This is a genomic window from Flavobacterium indicum GPTSA100-9 = DSM 17447, from assembly GCF_000455605.1.
Taxonomy (GTDB): Bacteria; Bacteroidota; Bacteroidia; order Flavobacteriales; family Flavobacteriaceae; genus Flavobacterium; species Flavobacterium indicum.
In genome coordinates, this window is sequence record NC_017025.1 from 2,606,218 (window position 1) to 2,625,018 (window position 18,801).

At 32.7% G+C, this 18,801-nt stretch carries 18 protein-coding genes and 3 tRNA genes; 5 read left to right on the top strand and 16 right to left on the bottom strand.

Going from position 1 to position 18,801, the window contains the following annotated elements; translation table 11 throughout:
• Window positions 1-51: 51 nt before the first annotated feature.
• Window positions 52-124 (top strand) — tRNA-Phe (locus KQS_RS12145).
• An 88-nt stretch (window positions 125-212) separates the two neighbouring features.
• Here KQS_RS12145 and KQS_RS12150 read toward each other — a convergent pair.
• The 5 genes from KQS_RS12150 to ruvC are packed head-to-tail and all read right to left on the bottom strand — an operon-like array spanning window position 213 to window position 3,864.
• The gene (locus KQS_RS12150) at window positions 213-914 is read right to left on the bottom strand and encodes a PH domain-containing protein (RefSeq protein ID WP_014389473.1); all 702 of its coding nucleotides are present in this window, start codon (window positions 912-914) and stop codon (window positions 213-215) included.
• 49 nt (window positions 915-963) lie between these two features.
• Window positions 964-1,329, bottom strand: coding sequence for an MmcQ/YjbR family DNA-binding protein (locus KQS_RS12155; RefSeq protein WP_014389474.1), 366 nt, complete (start codon window positions 1,327-1,329; stop codon window positions 964-966).
• A gap of 4 nt (window positions 1,330-1,333) precedes the next feature.
• Entirely contained in the window at window positions 1,334-2,095 is a 762-nt protein-coding gene (locus KQS_RS12160; protein ID WP_014389475.1) for a cyclase family protein, read from the bottom strand.
• Between the two features lie 20 nt (window positions 2,096-2,115).
• Window positions 2,116-3,249, bottom strand: a complete 1,134-nt coding sequence (gene hemW, locus KQS_RS12165) for a radical SAM family heme chaperone HemW (RefSeq protein ID WP_014389476.1) — start codon at window positions 3,247-3,249, stop codon at window positions 2,116-2,118.
• A 60-nt stretch (window positions 3,250-3,309) separates the two neighbouring features.
• Window positions 3,310-3,864 carry a crossover junction endodeoxyribonuclease RuvC gene (ruvC, locus tag KQS_RS12170; protein WP_014389477.1) on the bottom strand — a complete coding sequence of 185 codons (555 nt, stop codon included), beginning with the start codon at window positions 3,862-3,864 and terminating at the stop codon, window positions 3,310-3,312.
• Window positions 3,865-3,916: 52 nt separating this feature from the next.
• Between ruvC and KQS_RS12175 the strand changes: the two genes are divergently transcribed.
• Both KQS_RS12175 and KQS_RS12180 read left to right on the top strand, forming a co-directional pair.
• Window positions 3,917-4,849 carry a lysylphosphatidylglycerol synthase domain-containing protein gene (locus KQS_RS12175; protein WP_014389478.1) on the top strand — a complete coding sequence of 311 codons (933 nt, stop codon included), beginning with the start codon at window positions 3,917-3,919 and terminating at the stop codon, window positions 4,847-4,849.
• A gap of 12 nt (window positions 4,850-4,861) precedes the next feature.
• A complete protein-coding gene (locus KQS_RS12180) occupies window positions 4,862-5,962 on the top strand; it encodes a glycosyltransferase (RefSeq protein ID WP_014389479.1) in 1,101 nt (366 codons plus the stop codon).
• A 1-nt stretch (window position 5,963) separates the two neighbouring features.
• Here the strand turns inward: KQS_RS12180 and KQS_RS12185 are convergent, their stop codons facing one another.
• The gene (locus KQS_RS12185) at window positions 5,964-6,434 is read right to left on the bottom strand and encodes a hypothetical protein (protein ID WP_014389480.1); all 471 of its coding nucleotides are present in this window, start codon (window positions 6,432-6,434) and stop codon (window positions 5,964-5,966) included.
• Window positions 6,435-6,469: 35 nt separating this feature from the next.
• Here KQS_RS12185 and KQS_RS12190 point away from each other — a divergent pair, with 35 nt between their 5' ends.
• Entirely contained in the window at window positions 6,470-6,970 is a 501-nt protein-coding gene (locus tag KQS_RS12190; RefSeq protein WP_014389481.1) for a DUF456 domain-containing protein, read from the top strand.
• Window positions 6,971-7,079: 109 nt separating this feature from the next.
• On the opposite strand, the gene KQS_RS12195 is transcribed toward KQS_RS12190, so the two are convergent.
• From KQS_RS12195 to KQS_RS14090, 9 genes are all read right to left on the bottom strand, one after another.
• Window positions 7,080-7,337 (bottom strand): GIY-YIG nuclease family protein, encoded by a 258-nt coding sequence (locus KQS_RS12195; protein WP_157868427.1) that lies wholly within the window; start codon window positions 7,335-7,337, stop codon window positions 7,080-7,082.
• Window positions 7,338-7,411: 74 nt separating this feature from the next.
• A complete protein-coding gene (locus tag KQS_RS12200) occupies window positions 7,412-7,669 on the bottom strand; it encodes a GIY-YIG nuclease family protein (RefSeq protein WP_157868428.1) in 258 nt (85 codons plus the stop codon).
• A gap of 74 nt (window positions 7,670-7,743) precedes the next feature.
• Window positions 7,744-8,001 (bottom strand): GIY-YIG nuclease family protein, encoded by a 258-nt coding sequence (locus tag KQS_RS14250; protein WP_157868429.1) that lies wholly within the window; start codon window positions 7,999-8,001, stop codon window positions 7,744-7,746.
• 15 nt (window positions 8,002-8,016) lie between these two features.
• Window positions 8,017-8,090 (bottom strand) — tRNA-Asp (locus KQS_RS12210).
• Window positions 8,091-8,431: 341 nt separating this feature from the next.
• Window positions 8,432-8,505 (bottom strand) — tRNA-Asp (locus tag KQS_RS12215).
• An 85-nt stretch (window positions 8,506-8,590) separates the two neighbouring features.
• Window positions 8,591-9,526: a DUF58 domain-containing protein gene (locus KQS_RS12220; protein WP_014389485.1), complete on the bottom strand. Its 936-nt coding sequence runs from the start codon at window positions 9,524-9,526 to the stop codon at window positions 8,591-8,593.
• A gap of 75 nt (window positions 9,527-9,601) precedes the next feature.
• Window positions 9,602-9,955 carry a thioredoxin gene (gene trxA, locus KQS_RS12225; RefSeq protein ID WP_262487939.1) on the bottom strand — a complete coding sequence of 118 codons (354 nt, stop codon included), beginning with the start codon at window positions 9,953-9,955 and terminating at the stop codon, window positions 9,602-9,604.
• Between the two features lie 69 nt (window positions 9,956-10,024).
• Window positions 10,025-14,560 carry a DNA polymerase III subunit alpha gene (dnaE, locus tag KQS_RS12230; RefSeq protein WP_014389487.1) on the bottom strand — a complete coding sequence of 1,512 codons (4,536 nt, stop codon included), beginning with the start codon at window positions 14,558-14,560 and terminating at the stop codon, window positions 10,025-10,027.
• A gap of 137 nt (window positions 14,561-14,697) precedes the next feature.
• Window positions 14,698-15,387, bottom strand: a complete 690-nt coding sequence (locus tag KQS_RS14090; protein WP_014389488.1) for a DUF6252 family protein — start codon at window positions 15,385-15,387, stop codon at window positions 14,698-14,700.
• A gap of 107 nt (window positions 15,388-15,494) precedes the next feature.
• Here KQS_RS14090 and KQS_RS14095 point away from each other — a divergent pair, with 107 nt between their 5' ends.
• Complete coding sequence (locus KQS_RS14095) at window positions 15,495-17,834, top strand: endonuclease (RefSeq protein WP_014389489.1); 2,340 nt, start codon at window positions 15,495-15,497, stop codon at window positions 17,832-17,834.
• Between the two features lie 33 nt (window positions 17,835-17,867).
• Here the strand turns inward: KQS_RS14095 and KQS_RS12245 are convergent, their stop codons facing one another.
• Window positions 17,868-18,722: a pseudouridine synthase gene (locus KQS_RS12245; protein WP_014389490.1), complete on the bottom strand. Its 855-nt coding sequence runs from the start codon at window positions 18,720-18,722 to the stop codon at window positions 17,868-17,870.
• Window positions 18,723-18,801 lie beyond the last annotated feature (79 nt).

The window sequence follows — 18,801 nt, forward strand, 5'->3', positions numbered from 1 at the left end:
GTTCTATATTTGCACCCGCAATCAGCAAGCAGAAATGCTCAACGATTACAAGGTACCTTAGCTCAGTTGGTAGAGCAATGGACTGAAAATCCATGTGTCCCTGGTTCGATTCCTGGAGGTACCACAAAATCCCGACTACGTCGGGATTTTTTGTTTTTAGAATATTTCAATTAAAAATAAAAAAAGCCAATAGTAACTATTGGCTTTTCTTTTTATAAATAAGGAATAATTTCATTTTTTAACCGATCATATTCGCCTTGAAGAATTAAACCATTATCTAACAGCTTTTTATAATTCTGTAATTTTTCAAACAACTCCTCTTTCGTCAAATCTTTAAGGGATTTTTCATGATGAATTTCAGCCTCAATTTCTGTATCTGGCACGCTAATTTCAGTCGCAACAGGCATTATTTCCGCCAAATGTGTTACTTCTTCTACAGGAATTTCTTCTGCTTCAATGGAAGGAATTATTTCTTCATTTTTGAACACCGGCTCAGAATTAGCATTAAAAACGGTACTCGATTTTAAATTATCCAACTGTTCTTTTGAATACGTATACAATTTTCGAGCTTGATTTTTTGGCAAATAATCTACTGTATGGGTTAAATCAGATTTTGTATTAAATGTAAAATCTGCTCCCAATATCCCTTCTTTTACGAAAGCCCCTGCAATATCATTCCAATCGTAATCCACAAACTCCATTGATAATCCTAAATTTTTAGGTTTACATAAAATGATACGCTTGTTGGTTACCACCACACTATCTGGAAAAACGGTTATAGCGGGCTTCTTTTGTACGGCTATATACCCTACTTCTTCATTGGACATTAATAAATTATCTAACTTCGAAGAAATTTTCTCTATTGCTTTTGGATCTTGGTCTTCGTTTAATATTTTTTTTAAATTTTCTATCATGATTATTTTAGTTGATTGTTTTTATTTCTATCAAATGTAATGCCTAATTTTAAGATTGGGCTATTTCTTGTTGTAACTTTTTGGACAAACTATTAAAAACCAGTTCATAAGAATGATTAATCAAGTCTAACAGCAGTGTATTGGTAACATCATTTCCTGTTGAAACGGTATTCCAATGCACTTTACTCATATGATAACCCGGTTTTACGGCTTCAAATTCCTCACGTAAAAGAATGGCTTTTTCAGGATCGCATTTTAAATTTAAACTTGGAGTTCCTTTTTCCCATTCAGACAACGATGTTAAACAAAACATTTTACCTCCTACTTTAAAAACCAGCGTATCTTCATCAAAAGGAAAATGTTCGGTTACCCCTTTTTTGTTCAAACAAAATTCATATAACTGTTGGATATTCATTTTATTAATTATTCTCTAGTGAATATAAAATTGGTTTACTCGGACTTGCATCATTTTCAAAGGATACCATTTGTAGATTAAGCAGATAACTTCCGTCTAATACTTCATCTGGAACAAAAATCAACTCCGTAATGGTTGCATTAAATCGAGCATCACTATTAACTTCATTTACGTTTTTTACCTTCCAAAATGCCTTGTGCGCTACCAATTTCCCTTCATCGTGCTCTTTATCTACACTTGGCAAATCAATCATCAAATGCTCCACTCCTTTTTCTCGAATAAAAACAGCTGCTTCTTCACTTAAATAAGGCGGATTAGTATTGGAATAATTTAAATGTCTTTTGGAATCGAGATTTGGCAAGGTTCTAATAATTAAAGCTTTTGGCGTTTTAGAACCCATTGCTTTTTCTACTAAATCTTTAGTTATTACTAAATCACCCTCATATATTTCAGGTTGAATTGAAATGAGTTCTGCCGTAAAGAAAAATTGCTTCAAGGTTTGATTTATACTGTAAAAATCTTTGGTAATATGACCCAAACATTCCGTATGTGTGCCGTGTGCGTGCGGATTAAAAAAGATATTATTAAAATTTGTCGAAGATTTTCCTTCCGAAACTTTTCCTATCCAATCGCCCATTTTTACAGGTTCAATTTCCGGTTGGTTTTGATACCATGCAATCGGATTTTTACCATCTGTTGTGATAGGAAGCGAAATATCTATAGGTTTTGATAGATCGATTATATAATTTTCAAAAGACAATTTCATTATTTTAGAGTGTATTTCTTTTATTCCAAATTTAATAAAAATAAATCCGAAGCAATACCATCGCTTAAGAATTTTCCTTTTTTGGTGGTTGTTAATACATCTGCCTCAATTTGTAAGTGTTCTGAATGGATATATTTCTTGGATTGCTCTAACAAATATAACAAATACCGTTCTCCATATTCGAATTCCACACGTTTCAAAGAAACTCCCCAAATGGTTCGTAAACCCGTCATAATGTATTCGTTATACCGATCTGTCTTGGTTAGCACTTCTATTTCATTTGGCAAATTATTTTCTTGAATAGCTTTTAAATACAAGGTGTTATTTGCAATATTCCAACTGCGTTCTTTTCCGTTATAACTATGAGCCGAAGGACCAATTCCTATGTATTTTTTACCCAACCAATAAGCCGTATTGTTTTTTGAAAAATAATCTGGTTTACCAAAATTAGACAACTCATAATGTATAAATCCGTTTTTTTCTAATTCTTCAATAAGAACTAAAAAATGTTCCTGAGCAACTTCATCCTTTGGTGCCTCAACGACTTTTTTTTCGATTAATTTTTTCAACGCTGTTTTGGGTTCAACGGTCAAGGCATAACTTGAAATATGTGGAACACCAAACGACAATGCAGTTTGCACATTCTGCAACCATTTTTCATTGCTCATATTGGGCATGCCGTATATCAAATCCAAACTAATATTGTCAAAATATTGGGTAGCCGTTTGCAAACATCTTTTGGCTTCCATTGCATTATGTGCCCGATTCATGAGTTTCAAATCCTCTTCAAAAAAAGATTGAATACCAATTGATAATCGGTTTACTGGTGAATTGGCTAATTGTATTATCGTATCATCATCTAAATCGTCCGGATTGGCTTCTAAGGTAATTTCAGGAGATTCCGTGACATTAAAATTTTCATAAACTGCATCAATCAATACTTGAATTTCATCTACAGTCAGTACACTTGGTGTTCCTCCTCCAAAATATATAGTTTCAACCTGTTCATCTCCAAACTCATCTTTTCGAAGTTGAATTTCGTCAATTAATGCCAATACCATATCTTCTTTCTTTTTCATAGAAGTAGAAAAATGAAAATCACAATAGTGACATGCTTGTTTGCAAAATGGTATGTGGATGTAAATTCCCGACATTTTAATTTATTGACTTCTTTATTTAAGGTCACACGAATACTTTAAACGTACATGAAGCCTTTATTTTTTTATTCGATTTTCGTTTTGTTTCACAAAGGCATCCCAACCGGTATATTTTTTACCTAATTCTGGTCGGCCTGTATTGAAAAAATGACAAACCGCGGCAGCTAAGCCATCGGTTGAATCCAGATTTTTTGGCAATTCCTTTAAGCCCACTAATTGTTGGAGCATTTTAGCTACCTGCTCTTTACTTGCATTCCCATTTCCTGTAATTGCCATTTTTATTTTTTTAGGCTCATATTCTGTAATTGGAATTTGGCGCGATAACCCAGCAGCCATAGCCACACCTTGGGCGCGACCTAACTTGAGCATGGATTGTACATTTTTCCCAAAAAAAGGAGCTTCAATCGCAATTTCATCTGGATGGTAGGTGTCGATTAATTCAATGGTCCGTTCAAAAATTTTCTGCAATTTTAAATAATGATCGTCGTATTTATTCAACAACAATTCATTCAATTGCATAAACTCCATTTTCTTATTGACCACTTTTATCAATCCAAATCCCATAATGGTTGTTCCTGGGTCAATTCCTAATATGATTCTCTCGTTTGACAATTTTGTTTACCGTTTAAAGTTTAAAGTTCAAAGTTTTCTCTTTCTTTGCAAAATGATTTCGATTTCACACAAAACTAAACATTATCTAACATTTATTACCAAAGTCCTTATTGTTTGTTTGGCTTTTTATGTTATTTACGACAAACTAGCCCACAATGAACAAATGAGTTGGAAACAATTTCAAGCAATCTTACAGCATAAATTTACGATTAGTTGGTTGTTTTTCATGTTGTTTTTAAGTTTTTTAAATCGATTTTTAGAAATATTGAAATGGCAAAATTTAGCACAAGTTCTTCATCCCATTTCTTTAAAAGCGGCATCCAAACAAGTTTTAGCGGCATTAACCGCCGGATTATTTACGCCAAACGGAATCGGTGAATATGCAGGAAAAGCCCTTTATTTCCCGAAAAAAGAAGTCAAAAAAGTAATTTTTTTAAACCTAATTTGCAACGGCATTCAAATGCTTTTAAGTATTCTTTTTGGAATAATTGGGTTATTGTATTTAGGTTTCTACAATTGGGTTCTTCTAATATTTGGCTTTGGAATACTTGTAGTTATATTGTTAGCATTAACTAAGAACTTAGAAATAAAAGGCTATTCAATGGCTGCCTTTCTTTCTAAAATTAATGAAATACCCAAAAAAATACATTTTAAAAATAACATATTAGCGATTGGACGCTACCTAACCTTTTCCCATCAATATTATTTTTTATTTGTTTTATTTGGAGTTGAGTTGCCCTATTTTACAATTATTTCAACCATAATGGCCGTTTATTTCATTGCCTCGTCTTTACCTTCTTTTCAATTTTTAGATTTTGCTGTAAAAGGCGGTGTAGCGTTATGGTTCTTTGAAAAAATAGATGTTGATGAAGTTGTTGTGTTATTTATTACTACATTTATGTGGTTCTTTAATGTAGTACTTCCTGTGATAATTGGAAGTTACTTTGTAATGACCTACCAATCGAAACAAAAAACAATGAATTAACAATTGCAAAATATGTTTCTCTTTATTTTCATACTATTTATTTATGTGGCTTGTATTACACAATTAGCTTTTGGAATTGTAAAAGCTAATAAAAAAATAACTAGAGAAATTGTAACTCCCAAAACAACATTTAGTATCATTGTTCCTTTTCGAAATGAAGCTAACAATTTATCTTCCTTACTTGAAAGTATTTCAAAATTAGATTATCCCACCGACTTATTTGAAGTTATTTTAATTGATGATGAATCCAATGACGGATGGAAAGTAGAAGTTGAAAACTACAAGTTTGCAGTATCTATTTTTCCCAATAAAAGAAAATCTAATTCTCCTAAAAAAGATGCCATTGAAACCGCTATTCCACTTGCAAGATTTGATTGGATTGCCGCTACAGATGCAGATTGTATAGTACCCGTAAATTGGTTAGCTGTTTTTGATAAAGAAATTCAAAATAGTTCAGTGAATATGTTGGTTGGAAGTGTACTTTATCATGATCAAAATTCTTTTTTACATCATTTTCAAAATAACGACATGTTAAGTTTACAAGGGGTAACAGCCGGAAGTTTTGGCATTGAAAAAGGATTTATGTGCAATGGTGCTAATTTGGCTTATAAAAAAGAAATATTTACTATTTTGAATGGATACGAAGGCAACACAAAATTAGCCAGCGGGGATGATGTGTTTTTATTGCAAAAAATAGTAAAAGAAAACACTTCCTGGGCGCGCTATTTAGGCAATCAATCTGTTGTTTACACGAATAGTTGTTTCACTTGGAAAGAATTAGTCCATCAACGGGTACGATGGGCCAGTAAAACTTCTGCTTATGTAACTTGGTATCCTAAAATCTTAGGTTTGGTTGTTTTCTTTACCAATATTGGAATGATTGCTACTTTACTCTTCACCCTTTTTTACCATAGTTTCATATATCAATTTCTATATTTTAGCCTAGTAAAAATGGGTATTGATTTTATATTTTTAAGATTTGCTTCTGCCTATTTTCAAGTAAAAATTAAAAAATTTATACCTAGCTTTTTAATCTATCCCTACTTTACCATTGTTGTCGTATTCTTAGCGTTTTCAGGAAACTACCAATGGAAAAATAGAAAATTAAACTAAATTATTTTTTTAAAACCACAGGCAATTGAAACTCTGTTTTAACCGGAATACCTCTCTTTATAGCAGGATTTACTTTGGGAAAATCAGCTAAACGCAATTGAAAAATACTATCCAATTGTGAACGGTTTAAGTTTACCGAATCATTGACTACAGGCTCAAATTTAACTTTGGAATCGGAAAAAATAGTTACCTTTACTTGAATAGAATCTAATTGAGGAAACAGTTTAGCAATGCTATCATCTCGTAATTTTTCTTGCAATTGTGTTAACATCATTTGATAAAAACAATTACGTTGATTTTCTTTATCAGAGATAGAGTCACATTCTATAAATGTTGGCCATTGATCTACTTCTTTCCAATTGATTTTTTTTAGTTCTTGCTGCAATAACTCCTTTTCATCGGGCACTTTTTTATCAAAAAATTGGCACGATTGTAGTGAGACAAACACAATTAAGACTAAAAATTTATTCATTAAAGTTTAATTTAAAATTCAAAAATACATAATTTATGGAATACGTTTTATTGATTTTAGGATTTTGTTTAATTATAGGAGGAATTATTGGAAGTATAGCACCTGCTTTACCCGGTTTACCCATTTCGTGGATTGGAATAGTGTGTTTTTATTTTATTCCTGGAATTCCAACGAACTATTGGTTATTGGGAATCACTTTATTTTTCACCATAGTGATTAGTATACTCGATTATATTATACCTGCTCAAGGAACCAAAAAATTTGGTGGAACAAAATACGGCATTTGGGGAACGAATATTGGATTAGTTATTGGATTCTTTACCCCAATCCCTTTTGGATTTATTTTTGGTGCATTTTTAGGCGCTTTTATTGGAGAATTAATTTACAACTCTCAAGATCAAAAAAGAGCATTTAATGCAGCCATAGGTGCATTTGCAGGATTTTTAGCAGGTACGTTTATGAAAGTGTTTTATGGAATACTTTTATTAGGTATTTATATTTGGCTATTCATTAAAAATTGGGCTATTTGGTTTTAATTTGAGTATACTATAAAATAAAAAAAGCGCTCCATATTTGAAGCGCTTTGCGGTCTGGACGGGACTCGAACCCGTCTCGTTGAACACAACGAGATGACAGGCATGTAGTCTAATCCATCAGTAATTTTTTTATAGATAATCTGTTCAACTTTTTTAATCGCTTCTCTTCTAGTAAAGCCTCTTTTTTTGTCTCAAAAGAAATGGAATAAACCAATTCCCAATCTGTAGCCTTTGAAGTAAATCTACTTAAACCCGTTGTGTGTTCTAAAATTCGTTTATTCAAATCAGTCGTAAATCCTTTATAATAAACATCTAACGTTTTTGAATATATTATATAAACTTGATACATATAAAAAAAGCGCTCCATATTTGAAGCGCTTTGCGGTCTGGACGGGACTCGAACCCGTCTCGTTGAACACAACGAGATGACAGGCATGTAGTCTAATCCATCAGTAATTTTTTTATAGATAATCTGTTCAACTTTTTTAATCGCTTCTCTTCTAGTAAAGCCTCTTTTTTTGTCTCAAATGAAATGGAATAAACCAATTCCCAATCTGTAGCTTTTGAAGTAAATCTACTTAATCTTGAGGAGTGTTCTAAGATTCTTTTGCCCAAATCAGTCGTAAATCCTTTATAATAAACATCTAACGTTTTTGAATATATTATATAAACTTGATACATATAAAAAAAGCGCTCCATATTTGAAGCGCTTTGCGGTCTGGACGGGACTCGAACCCGTCTCGTTGAACACAACGAGATGACAGGCATGTAGTCTAATCCATCAGTAATTTTTTTATAGATAATCTGTTCAACTTTTTTAATCGCTTCTCTTCTAGTAAAGCCTCTTTTTTTGTCTCAAATGAAATGGAATAAACCAATTCCCAATCTGTAGCTTTTGAAGTAAATCTACTTAATCCTGAGGAGTGTTCTAAGATTCTTTTGCCCAAATCAGTCGTAAATCCTTTATAATAAACATCTAACGTTTTTGAATATATTATATAAACTTGATACATATAAAAAAAGCGCTCCATATTTGAAGCGCTTTGCGGTCTGGACGGGACTCGAACCCGCGACCCCATGCGTGACAGGCATGTATTCTAACCAACTGAACTACCAAACCTTGCTTTATTGCAGTGCAAATATACTACTCTTTTCAGACTTTACAAGGGTTTTGAACATATTTTTGAAAAGAAAATTAAGAATGTCTGATAATCAATGTAATGAGGAGAATTATTTTTTCAAAAGCATATTTTTAGCAAATAAAGGACCAAAAAATAAAAAAGCCCTACCAAGTCTGGAGAGCTTTTCATTGGTCTAACTACTAAACCTTGGTACTTTCGTACCTAAACAACACAACTATTTTGAATTTTTTATATATAAAAATATATAAAAAAATGTAATTACATTTCATTTAAGGGGCAAAAAAGCATTCCGATTCCTCGAAATGCTTCCCTTATTTTGCGGTCTGGACGGGACTCGAACCCGCGACCCCATGCGTGACAGGCATGTATTCTAACCAACTGAACTACCAAACCTTGCTTTAATGCGAGTGCAAATATAAGACGGTTTTTTAAATCTGCAAATGTTTTTTGAGAAAAATTTAAAATATTTTTACGTTTTTTAACCAAACTTCTGTTTTTCAACAAGATAAGTAGTAATAATTTTTTCAAATTTTTCATCAACTGAAACGGGCACATACTTAATTCTGTATGCAGAGCAGGTATTTTCAATACTATCAAAGTATTTTTTTACTGATTTTTCATAATCAATTTTAAGATTTTCAGCGAATAAATTTATCTCTTCTCCTGTTTCAACGTCAATAAATTTCTTAGGAGCATGATCAAAATCGAAATGGAATTCTGTTTTAGCATCATACACATGAAACAAAACAACCTTATGTTTATTGTGTTTTAAATGCTGTAATGCTTTAAACAATTTTTCATTTTGCACTTCATCTGAAGATTGAAACATATCCGTAAACAATATCACCATGGAACGACGGTGAATATTCTCCGCTATTTGATGTAAAAAAGTTACCGTATCCGTTTTTTTTGAATCTTTTTGATTTTCTAATAGTTGCTCCATTTGATTCAAAATCATGCGATGATGACGTTCACTTCCTTTTTCAGGTGCATAATATTCATAGGTATCAGAATACACACTTAAACCCACTGCATCTCTTTGCTTTTTTAATAAATTCATTAAAACTGCCGAAGCCAAAACCGAAAAACCTATTTTACTTTCGTAGAACTGTTGATCGTTTTTCAATTTTGGATAATGCATAGAAGAAGAATTATCAATAATCAAATGACAACGTAAATTGGTTTCTTCCTCATACTTTTTTGTATACAGACGATCTGTTTTTGCATATAATTTCCAATCTAAATGCTTGGTACTTTCACCTGGATTGTAAATTTTGTGCTCAGCAAATTCAGCAGAAAATCCATGGAAAGGCGATTTATGCATTCCAGAAATAAATCCTTCTACAATTTGATTAGCCAAAAGTTCTAAGTGTTTAAAACTCGATATTTTTTCTATTTGAGTATCTAAATTCATATCTCAAATATAAAAAAAAGTGCGCAAACAAAAAAGCCCAACCTAAGTTGAGCTTTTAACTATTTGTTTTAAAGATTATAGTAATGCATCAATCGCATCTGTATATGTTTTCTTTGGAGCAACCCCAACTTGTCTTCCTACTACTTCTCCGTTTTGGAATACTAATACTGTTGGAATATTTCTTACTCCGTATTTTGCAGCAAACTCTTGATTCGCATCTACATCTACCTTACCTACTACTGCTTTACCTTCATATTCAGAAGAAATTTCGTCGATAACTGGACCAACCATTCTACATGGACCACACCAAGCTGCCCAAAAATCTACTACTACAGGTTTATCTGATTTTAAAACTACTTCTTCAAAAGTAGCATCTGTTATTGCTAAAGCCATTTTATTTCTATTTAATTTATTAGTATGATGCGAAATTATAAAATTTATTAAATTCTAAAAATATTTTATGATTTGTTTTAATTATCTACACATTAACAAAATTGATTAATTCAATTTAAATTTCAATTGCATTTTTTCTAATTCTTCCAATAATTCTTTTGAAACCCCAACTTTTAATTTCCGTGAAGGCATTTCTAACTTGTTTTTAATAATTAATTCTTCTACTTCCTCCATTTGACTTTCCATAACAATTGTTTCAGAACCTTCTTCCTCCTCTGATGAAAAATCTTCATCCATTTCAATTTTACGTTCAATTTGACGTGTTACTTTCTCCAACTCTAAAACTTCAAAAGTAACATTTAAGTTTCCTTGGTGATTTTGAAACAAATCATTTAATTTTTGAATCAACTGTTCTTTTAATTCCTCAATAGGCATCTGAATGGTTAATTTTTTAGCAAAATCCACCAATACATCTTGTAAATACTGCACATGAGTAAAAACAATTTTAGGATCGGACTTTTTACCTGTATCTTTATTAACCCATCCATCTTTAATAGTAACGCGGAAATATGCAAAATTATTTTGCACTAAGAAATGTCTGAATTTCAAATATTCTTCATCAAAAATTCGGAATTCATACGATTCATCATAGCCATCAACATTGAACGTAGCCCAACCTTTTCCATTTTTAGCCACACGATGTTGGACATTTGTTACAATCCCTCCAAACGATAAATTTTTACCAACCAACTGTTCCATTGATTTGAAAGCTTCAAGACGCGTATTACAGAAATAATTCATTTCAAATTTATAATCATCCAACGGGTGACCTGAAATATATATTCCCACTACTTCTTTTTCGCGAGCTAATTTCTCCATGGTATTCCAATCGTCACAAGGTGGTACTGTAGGTTCTGGAATTTGTACTTCGGCCGACTCACCAAATAAACTCACTTGAGACGAATTTTCATTTTCTTGATATTTTGATCCATAGCGCATAGCCTTTTCAAGAAACGTAACGCCATCGCCTTCTGTATGAAAGTATTGTGCTCGATGAGTTCCAACAAAACAGTCAAATCCACCTGCCAAAGCTAAATTTTCGAAAGCTTTTTTATTAGCCGCACGCAAATCGATTCGTTTTGCTAAATCGAAAATAGACCGATAAGGTGCTTCCTTTCTACCTTCCACAATAGTATTCACCGCTCCTTCTCCTACACCTTTAATAGCTCCCATTCCAAAACGAACCGCCCCATTATCATTTACCGTAAATTTATAATACGACTCATTAACATCCGGCCCTAAGACCTCTAATCCCATTCGTTTCGCTTCTTCCATAAAGAACGTTACTTGTTTAATATCGTTCATATTATTGGATAAAACCGCCGCCATGTATTCTGCTGGATAATGTGCTTTTAAATACGCCGTTTGATATGCCACCCAAGCATAACAAGTTGAATGTGATTTATTGAAAGCATATTGAGCAAAAGCAGTCCAGTCTTTCCAAATTTTTTCTAATTTATCTTCTGCATGTCCATTTTTAACAGCTCCTTCAATAAATTTAGATTTCATTTTTTCTAGAACATCCAACATCTTTTTACCCATGGCTTTACGCAAAACATCGGCATCCCCTTTAGAAAAATTAGCTAATTTTTGCGACAACAACATTACCTGCTCTTGATAAACCGTAATACCATAAGTTTCAGCTAAATATTCTTCACAAGCATCTAAATCATACACTATAGGCTCTTGTCCATTTTTACGTTTAATAAAACTAGGAATATATTCTAATGGTCCTGGACGATACAAGGCATTCATGGCAATTAAATCGGCAAATACTGTCGGCTTTAATTCCTTCATATATTTTTGCATTCCCGCCGATTCATATTGGAAAATACCGACTGTTTCTCCACGTTGGAACAATTCATACGTTTTTTTATCATCAATTGGAAAGGTATCGGGATCCAATTCTATTCCATGACGGTATTTAACTAACTTAACCGTATCTTTTATTAAGGTTAACGTTTTTAACCCTAAGAAGTCCATTTTTAACAATCCCGCACTTTCTGCCACGGCATTGTCAAATTGTGTCACATATAAATCAGAATCTTTAGCCGTTGTAACGGGAACAAAATTAGTAATATCATCTGGCGTAATAATCACACCACAAGCATGTATTCCTGTATTTCGAAGCGAACCTTCCAATACTTTTGCTTGTTGAATAGTCTCACCCGATAAATCTTCACTTTTTGCAATATCAATTAATTCGCGAACACGATCAAATTCTTCAGAAGATTTTAAAGCTTTTTTCACCTCGTCTTCATTCTCAGAAATGAATCGGGCTAAATTCCATTTACTTGGCATCATGGCTGGAATTAATTTTGCAATTCGATCGGCTTCGAAAAGCGGTAAATCGAGCACACGAGCGGTATCCCGAATGGCTGATTTGGTTGCCATTTTACCATAAGTTATAATTTGTGCTACTTGATTGGCGCCATACTTTTGAATTACATAATCCATCACACGTCCTCGTCCTTCATCATCAAAATCAATATCAATATCGGGCATGGACACACGATCTGGATTTAAGAAACGCTCAAAAAGCAAATCATATTCAATTGGGTCAATATTTGTAATCCCCAAACAATAAGCAACTGCCGAACCCGCTGCAGATCCACGACCTGGACCTACGGCAACACCCATTTTTCTTGCTTCTGCAATAAAATCTTGCACAATTAAGAAATAGCCGGGATAACCAGAGTTACTAATAGTAAGTAATTCAAAATCTAAGCGCTCTTTAATTTCTGCCGTTTTTTGAGGATTTAATGTCTCATCTGCTATTTCAGGATACCTTCTTTTAGCACCTTCATAGGTTAAATAGCGCAAATAATTATTTTCTCCTCGAACGCCTTTATCTATTTTATCTTCCTCCACTTGAAATTCGGCAGGAATATCAAATTTTGGCAAAAGCACGTCACGAGAGAGCGAATAAATTTCAACTTTATCTATAATTTCTTGAATCGAGGTAATAGAACTTGGCAAATCTTTGAATAGCTCTTTCATTTCATCTTGTGATTTGAAATAATATTCTTGATTTGGTAATCCATAGCGATAACCACGACCTCGACCTATTGGTGTGGCTTGTTTTTCTCCATCTTTGACACACAAAAGAATATCGTGTGCATTGGCATCTTCTTTTGCGGTATAAAAAGTATTATTAGTTGCGACTAATTTTATGTTGTGCTTTTTTGCGAACTTAATTAAGGTTTGATTTACCGCATCTTCATCTTGTTGATTATGACGCATGATTTCAATATACAAATCTTCCCCAAATTGTTCCTTCCACCAAAGCAAGGCTTCCTCAGCTTGATTTTCACCAATATTTAAAATTTTATTGGGCACTTCACCATAAAGACTCCCGGTTAAAACTATGATGTCTTCTTTGTATTTAACAATCAAATCTTTATCAATCCTAGGGACATAATACATTCCCTCGGTATAAGCATAGGAAGCTAATTTTGCTAAATTATGGTAGCCTTTTTTATTTTTTGCAAGAAAAACAACCTGATAACCATTGTCTTTTTTAGATTTATCCAATCGGTTTTCACACACATAAAATTCACAGCCAACAATAGGTTTTACTATGGTTTCTGTTGGTAATTCACCCGCCTCTTCTGCCGCCTTATTTTTTCCCTCAGCTGTTTTATTGTGTCCTATAATACCACTAACAAACTGAAATGCCCCCATCATATTCCCTATATCTGTTAAAGCAACTGCGGGCATTTTATTTTTTACTGCATTATTGATTAATGCTGGAATAGACATGGTAGATTGTAAAACTGAAAATTGAGAATGATTGTGTAAATGCGCAAAAGCAACATTAGATAAATCAATTTCTTCTTCAGAGATTAAAGCAACACCTTCTGGCAATTGAGATTGTAATCGCTTTCTTAATTCATCAGAGGCCGTTTTTAGATTAACATGTTTTAATCCAATCGGTTTTACATCGGGATTATTTTGTCTAAAATTAACATAATAGTCGTTGGGAACAGGAAGTTCTTCAGAAGAAAAAATTTCTCTTTTAATTAACTCTAAAAAACATCTAGTAGTTGCTTCCACATCGGCAGTTGCATTATGAGCTTCAGCAAATTTTTCACCAAATAAAAACTCATTTAATTCCGTTAATGTGGGTAATTTAAATTTCCCCCCTCTACCTCCAGGTAATTTTAATAATTCTGCTGTATTTTCAGTACAAGTATCTAAAACCGGTTTTTGACTTAAATCGGATGTAATTCCAACTCTGTAAAATTCGCACCCCATAATATTAACATCAAAGCCAACGTTATGTCCAACAATATATTTTGTTTTAGATAAGGCTATATTGAATTTTTCAAGTACTTCACGTAAAGAAATCCCTTCATGATTGGCTAAATCCGTTGAAATTCCGTGCACACGTTCTGCATCAAAGGGAATATTAAATCCTTCTGGTTTAACCAAATAATCTTGATGCTCAACTAAATTCCCTAATTCATCATGTAATTGCCAAGCAATTTGAACACAACGAGGCCAGTTATCGGTATCAGAAATAGGTGCTGACCAGCTTTTTGGTAAACCAGTAGTTTCGGTATCAAAAATCAAAAACATAAATCAAAAGGAATTTAACAACTGAATGTTTCAAAATTACAATTATAAAAATTGTAATTCAATTTTAGTTATTAACATAAACAAAAAACCATCTTATAATTAGATGGTTTTAAATACTTTATATTTATTATTAACTATTAATAAACTGGAACTTTATAAAATTTCCCATTATTAAAGTTTACGATATTTCCATTGTCATCTGAAGCATTAAATTTAATATTTCCAGTGTAGGTACCGTTTTCAATTTTTTCAATTTCTACTTCTCCATTGCTAAGAGTCGTGTTTACAACTCTAAATGTTGCGTTATTATTTCCACCAACAGCAGTTACAATATCACCTGGCAAATACCCAATACCTCTAGCCGTTATTTTAGCATCAGAAACAACTCCATTTGAAGCCACAGTCAATTTTAAATTTAACCCGTTCCCATTACCACCAATAGTTTGAACAATTGAACCATCTAAAGATGCATAACCCGAACCACCATTAACTCTGTAGATTTTATTTGCAGGACCTTCTTGATAAGAAGTTTCATAATAAAGAACTGTACCTTCATTGTTATACGAATAAGAGGCAAAGTTAGAATTATTTGCAGTTCCTAAATCATACGTACCAACAGCATTCGGAACCGTTACTGAAATAACTTCGTAATCAGTATATCCGTTTAAAGTTATTGTCCCGTTACTATTAACAGTCACTCTAGAATCACCAGCTCTCCAAAACAAATTATCTTTTTCCCCTTGAAAAGCAGGAGTATTTGTTTTAACATCATTTTCACAAGAAACAAAAAGAAAAGCAAGTAATAATAATGAAAATATATTCTTCATTTGGTTTATATTTTTTAAAGATTTACAAATATAGATAAAAAATAATTTAAAAAAAAGGTTCTTTATTAAAGATTTTGATTTAAATTGCATTCCCCAAATTTGAAAAAATGAAAAAAATTTTACTATTTTTATTGTATTCTGTAGTTTCTTTTTCACAAATACCTGCTTATTATAGTGGAATTGATTTTACACAAACTGGAAATAATTTAAAAAATCAATTAGCTACACTAATAACAACTACACACACAAATCAAATAAGTTATACACCAGGTGTATGGAATGCTTTGCAATCTGGCGATTTAAATCCGTCTAATTCTTCACAAGTATTATTAATATATGGATTTAATGATGTAGATGCAATTTACAAAAACGACCGCACCGACTTATCTACCAACATTTGCAGTTCCACTTGCCCCACTGGTTCATGGAATAGAGAACATTGTTATGCGCTTTCTCTTGGAACTCCAGCTTTAGTAACTTCAAGTCCCGGACCTGGTACTGACGCTCACCACATCCGCGCAGCAGATGTGACTTTTAATGCAGACAGAGGAAACAGACTTTATACAGATGGATCAGGAGATGCAGGTCCAATTGGCGCTTCAAATTGGTATCCAGGAGATGAATGGAAAGGAGATATTGCGCGTATGATGATGTATATGTATGTACGTTATAATACAAGATGTTTAGCCACCAATGTAGGCAGTGGACCTACCACTTACAGCGTTGATATGCCGGATATTTTCTTAGAATGGAACGAAGAAGACCCAGTAAGTCCATTTGAAAAAACAAGAAACAATGTATTACAAGGCATACAAGGCAATAGAAATCCATTTATCGACAATCCTTATTTAGCTACATTAATTTGGGGCGGACCTCAAGCACCTGACTCTTGGAATATTATCGGATGTTCCACTTCTACCACATGGAATGGTACCGCTTGGACAAATGGCGTACCTACTAAAAATGTAAAAGCAATTTTTAATGGTAATTACAACTCAACGGGAAATTTAGACATGTGTTCCATGGATGTTACTGGAACAGCTCAAGTAACCCTGCAAACAGGGCATGTTTTTACAATTGTTCGAAACATTAGTGTTGCTTCAACCGCTAATTTTACGATACAAAACAACGCTAACTTAGTTCAAATAAACAATATTGCAAATTCAGGAAACATCAATTTAATAAAGAATAGTGCTAATTTATTACGTTTGGATTACACAGCTTGGTCCTCACCAGTTTCTAATCAAAATTTATTAGCTTTTTCTCCTCAAACATTAACTAACCGATTTTATACCTACAACCCTGCTGGAACCACTACTGCTACTGCTTACACGAGTATAAACCCGAGCAGTACTAATTTTAACCCAACAACAGGATACTTAATAAGAAGTCCAAACAATTGGTCCGCTACAGTTTCAGCACCCTATATTGGACAATTTACGGGTGTACCAAATAATGGAGAATTTTATACTGCAATTCAACAAGGTTATAATTTAGCAGGAAATCCATTTCCAGCTACAATTGAAGGCAGTCACTTCATAGCATCTAACAGAACAATTGAAACGTTATATTTTTGGACACATACAGCTCCAGCGAGTGGCGGTGTTTATCCTGTAAATAATTATGCATCCTACACCACTTTAGGCGGAGTTGCAGCAGCAGCCGGAGGAGCAATACCAGACGGGTCAATTAAACCCGGACAAGGTTTTTATTTTTACAGTTCAGAAAATGAAAATGTATTTTTTCATAATGCCCTGCGTTACAATGTGATGAATACTCAATTCTTTAAGACTAATTCAGTTGAAAAAGACATTTATCGATTAAATTTATCAGACTCTTATCAGAATTATAACCAAATTTTAATAGGACATGATGCCAATGCTACTGAGGCATTTGATTTAGGTATAGACGGAAAAGCTTTTGAATATGATGATGCTATGTTATTCACTACTATTGATAACAACAAATATGTTATTCAAGGCAGACCTACGTTTGATTCAAATGATAAATTAGCTTTGGGTGTTAAAATTAAAAACGATGGTCTTTATACTGTACAGCTAGAAAACAAAGAAGGTGTTTTTAATCAACAACCTATATATTTAAAAGATAATTTCACGGGTTCAATAACTGAAATAAGCAAGCAACCTTATACATTTTCTTCCACAGCAGGTTTATTTACAACGAGATTCGAATTGATGTATCAATTAGAAAAAAAATCTGTTAAAGAGCATCTTATTACAATTTTAAATCATGATACTGAAATTGTTATGAATAGTTCTAGCAATATGCAACTAGTTACTGTTTACGATCTATTAGGGAAAAAGATATACGAGTTGAATAAAACAACAAATGAAGCCCATCTTCCTATTCCAAAAAACAATCAAATAGTATTACTTGAGATACAATTAGAAGATGGAAGCATCCAGCACTACAAAGTCATTCAGTAAAAAAATCCGAAGGTTAGCCTTCGGATTTTTTATTTATATATTTTTCAAATTAATCACTTCTTGATCGGTAAGAAAACGCCAATTTCCTCTTGGTAAATTTTTCTTAGTTAACCCAGCAAACATAACACGATCAAGCTTAATTACATCGTACTTCAACTGTTCAAAAATAGAACGCACAATTTTTATATTTGCCGTTTTCATTTTGATGCCGATTTCACTTTTTGGTTTATCTTCTATATAAGTAATCTCCTCAACATATACTTTATGACCATCAATATGAACGCCATTTTGAATTTTTTCTAAATCTTCAAACTTCAAATTTTTATCTAATGAAACTTGGTATAATTTAGTTGAACGTTGGTTAGGAGAAGTAAATTTAGTAACAATAGTAGCGTCATTAGTAAACAATAATAACCCTGTAGTTGTTTTATCCATTCTTCCAACAGGCTCAATTTTTGAATTGGTCGCCATACGCACCAAATTGATTACATTATTGGCACCCGTATCATTTTTTTCAGTTGAAAAATTCTTTGGTTTATTTAACAATATATATACTTTTTTCTCAGGGGTAATATTAACTCCGTCAAAGTTAACTTCATCGGTCAACTTTACTTTATACCCCATCTCAGTAATTACTTCACCATTTACTTTTACATTTCCACTTTGGATATAAATATCAGCATCTCTTCTACTGCACACACCTGAATTAGCAATATACCTGTTCAATCGTAATTCATCAGACTCCTTTTTTACTGTTGGTTTTGGCTTATCATTTTGCTTTACAAACTTTTGAAAGGGCTTTTTATCATTAGAAAAAGGCTTTTTGAATTCAGGTTTTTTATTTTCTGAAACTTTTCCTTTTCTTTTATCTCCTGATGATTTTCTCATAACTATTCTTAATTTTATTTTGCAAAAGTACTCGTTTAAAATTAGAATATAGAATTTAGAATTCAGAATTTAACTAAAA

Excerpts from the sequence above, each read along its gene's own strand:
- KQS_RS12150 (WP_014389473.1), bottom strand. The coding sequence starts at position 914 with ATGATAGAAAATTTAAAAAAAATATTAAACGAAGACCAAGATCCAAAA.
- KQS_RS12155 (WP_014389474.1), bottom strand. The coding sequence starts at position 1,329 with ATGAATATCCAACAGTTATATGAATTTTGTTTGAACAAAAAAGGGGTA.
- KQS_RS12160 (WP_014389475.1), bottom strand. The coding sequence starts at position 2,095 with ATGAAATTGTCTTTTGAAAATTATATAATCGATCTATCAAAACCTATA.
- hemW (WP_014389476.1), bottom strand. The coding sequence starts at position 3,249 with ATGTCGGGAATTTACATCCACATACCATTTTGCAAACAAGCATGTCAC.
- KQS_RS12175 (WP_014389478.1), top strand. The coding sequence starts at position 3,917 with ATGATTTCGATTTCACACAAAACTAAACATTATCTAACATTTATTACC.
- KQS_RS12180 (WP_014389479.1), top strand. The coding sequence starts at position 4,862 with ATGTTTCTCTTTATTTTCATACTATTTATTTATGTGGCTTGTATTACA.
- KQS_RS12185 (WP_014389480.1), bottom strand. The coding sequence starts at position 6,434 with ATGAATAAATTTTTAGTCTTAATTGTGTTTGTCTCACTACAATCGTGC.
- KQS_RS12190 (WP_014389481.1), top strand. The coding sequence starts at position 6,470 with ATGGAATACGTTTTATTGATTTTAGGATTTTGTTTAATTATAGGAGGA.
- KQS_RS12195 (WP_157868427.1), bottom strand. The coding sequence starts at position 7,337 with ATGGAGCGCTTTTTTTATATGTATCAAGTTTATATAATATATTCAAAA.
- KQS_RS12200 (WP_157868428.1), bottom strand. The coding sequence starts at position 7,669 with ATGGAGCGCTTTTTTTATATGTATCAAGTTTATATAATATATTCAAAA.
- KQS_RS14250 (WP_157868429.1), bottom strand. The coding sequence starts at position 8,001 with ATGGAGCGCTTTTTTTATATGTATCAAGTTTATATAATATATTCAAAA.
- KQS_RS12220 (WP_014389485.1), bottom strand. The coding sequence starts at position 9,526 with ATGAATTTAGATACTCAAATAGAAAAAATATCGAGTTTTAAACACTTA.
- dnaE (WP_014389487.1), bottom strand. The coding sequence starts at position 14,560 with ATGTTTTTGATTTTTGATACCGAAACTACTGGTTTACCAAAAAGCTGG.
- KQS_RS14090 (WP_014389488.1), bottom strand. The coding sequence starts at position 15,387 with ATGAAGAATATATTTTCATTATTATTACTTGCTTTTCTTTTTGTTTCT.
- KQS_RS14095 (WP_014389489.1), top strand. The coding sequence starts at position 15,495 with ATGAAAAAAATTTTACTATTTTTATTGTATTCTGTAGTTTCTTTTTCA.
- KQS_RS12245 (WP_014389490.1), bottom strand. The coding sequence starts at position 18,722 with ATGAGAAAATCATCAGGAGATAAAAGAAAAGGAAAAGTTTCAGAAAAT.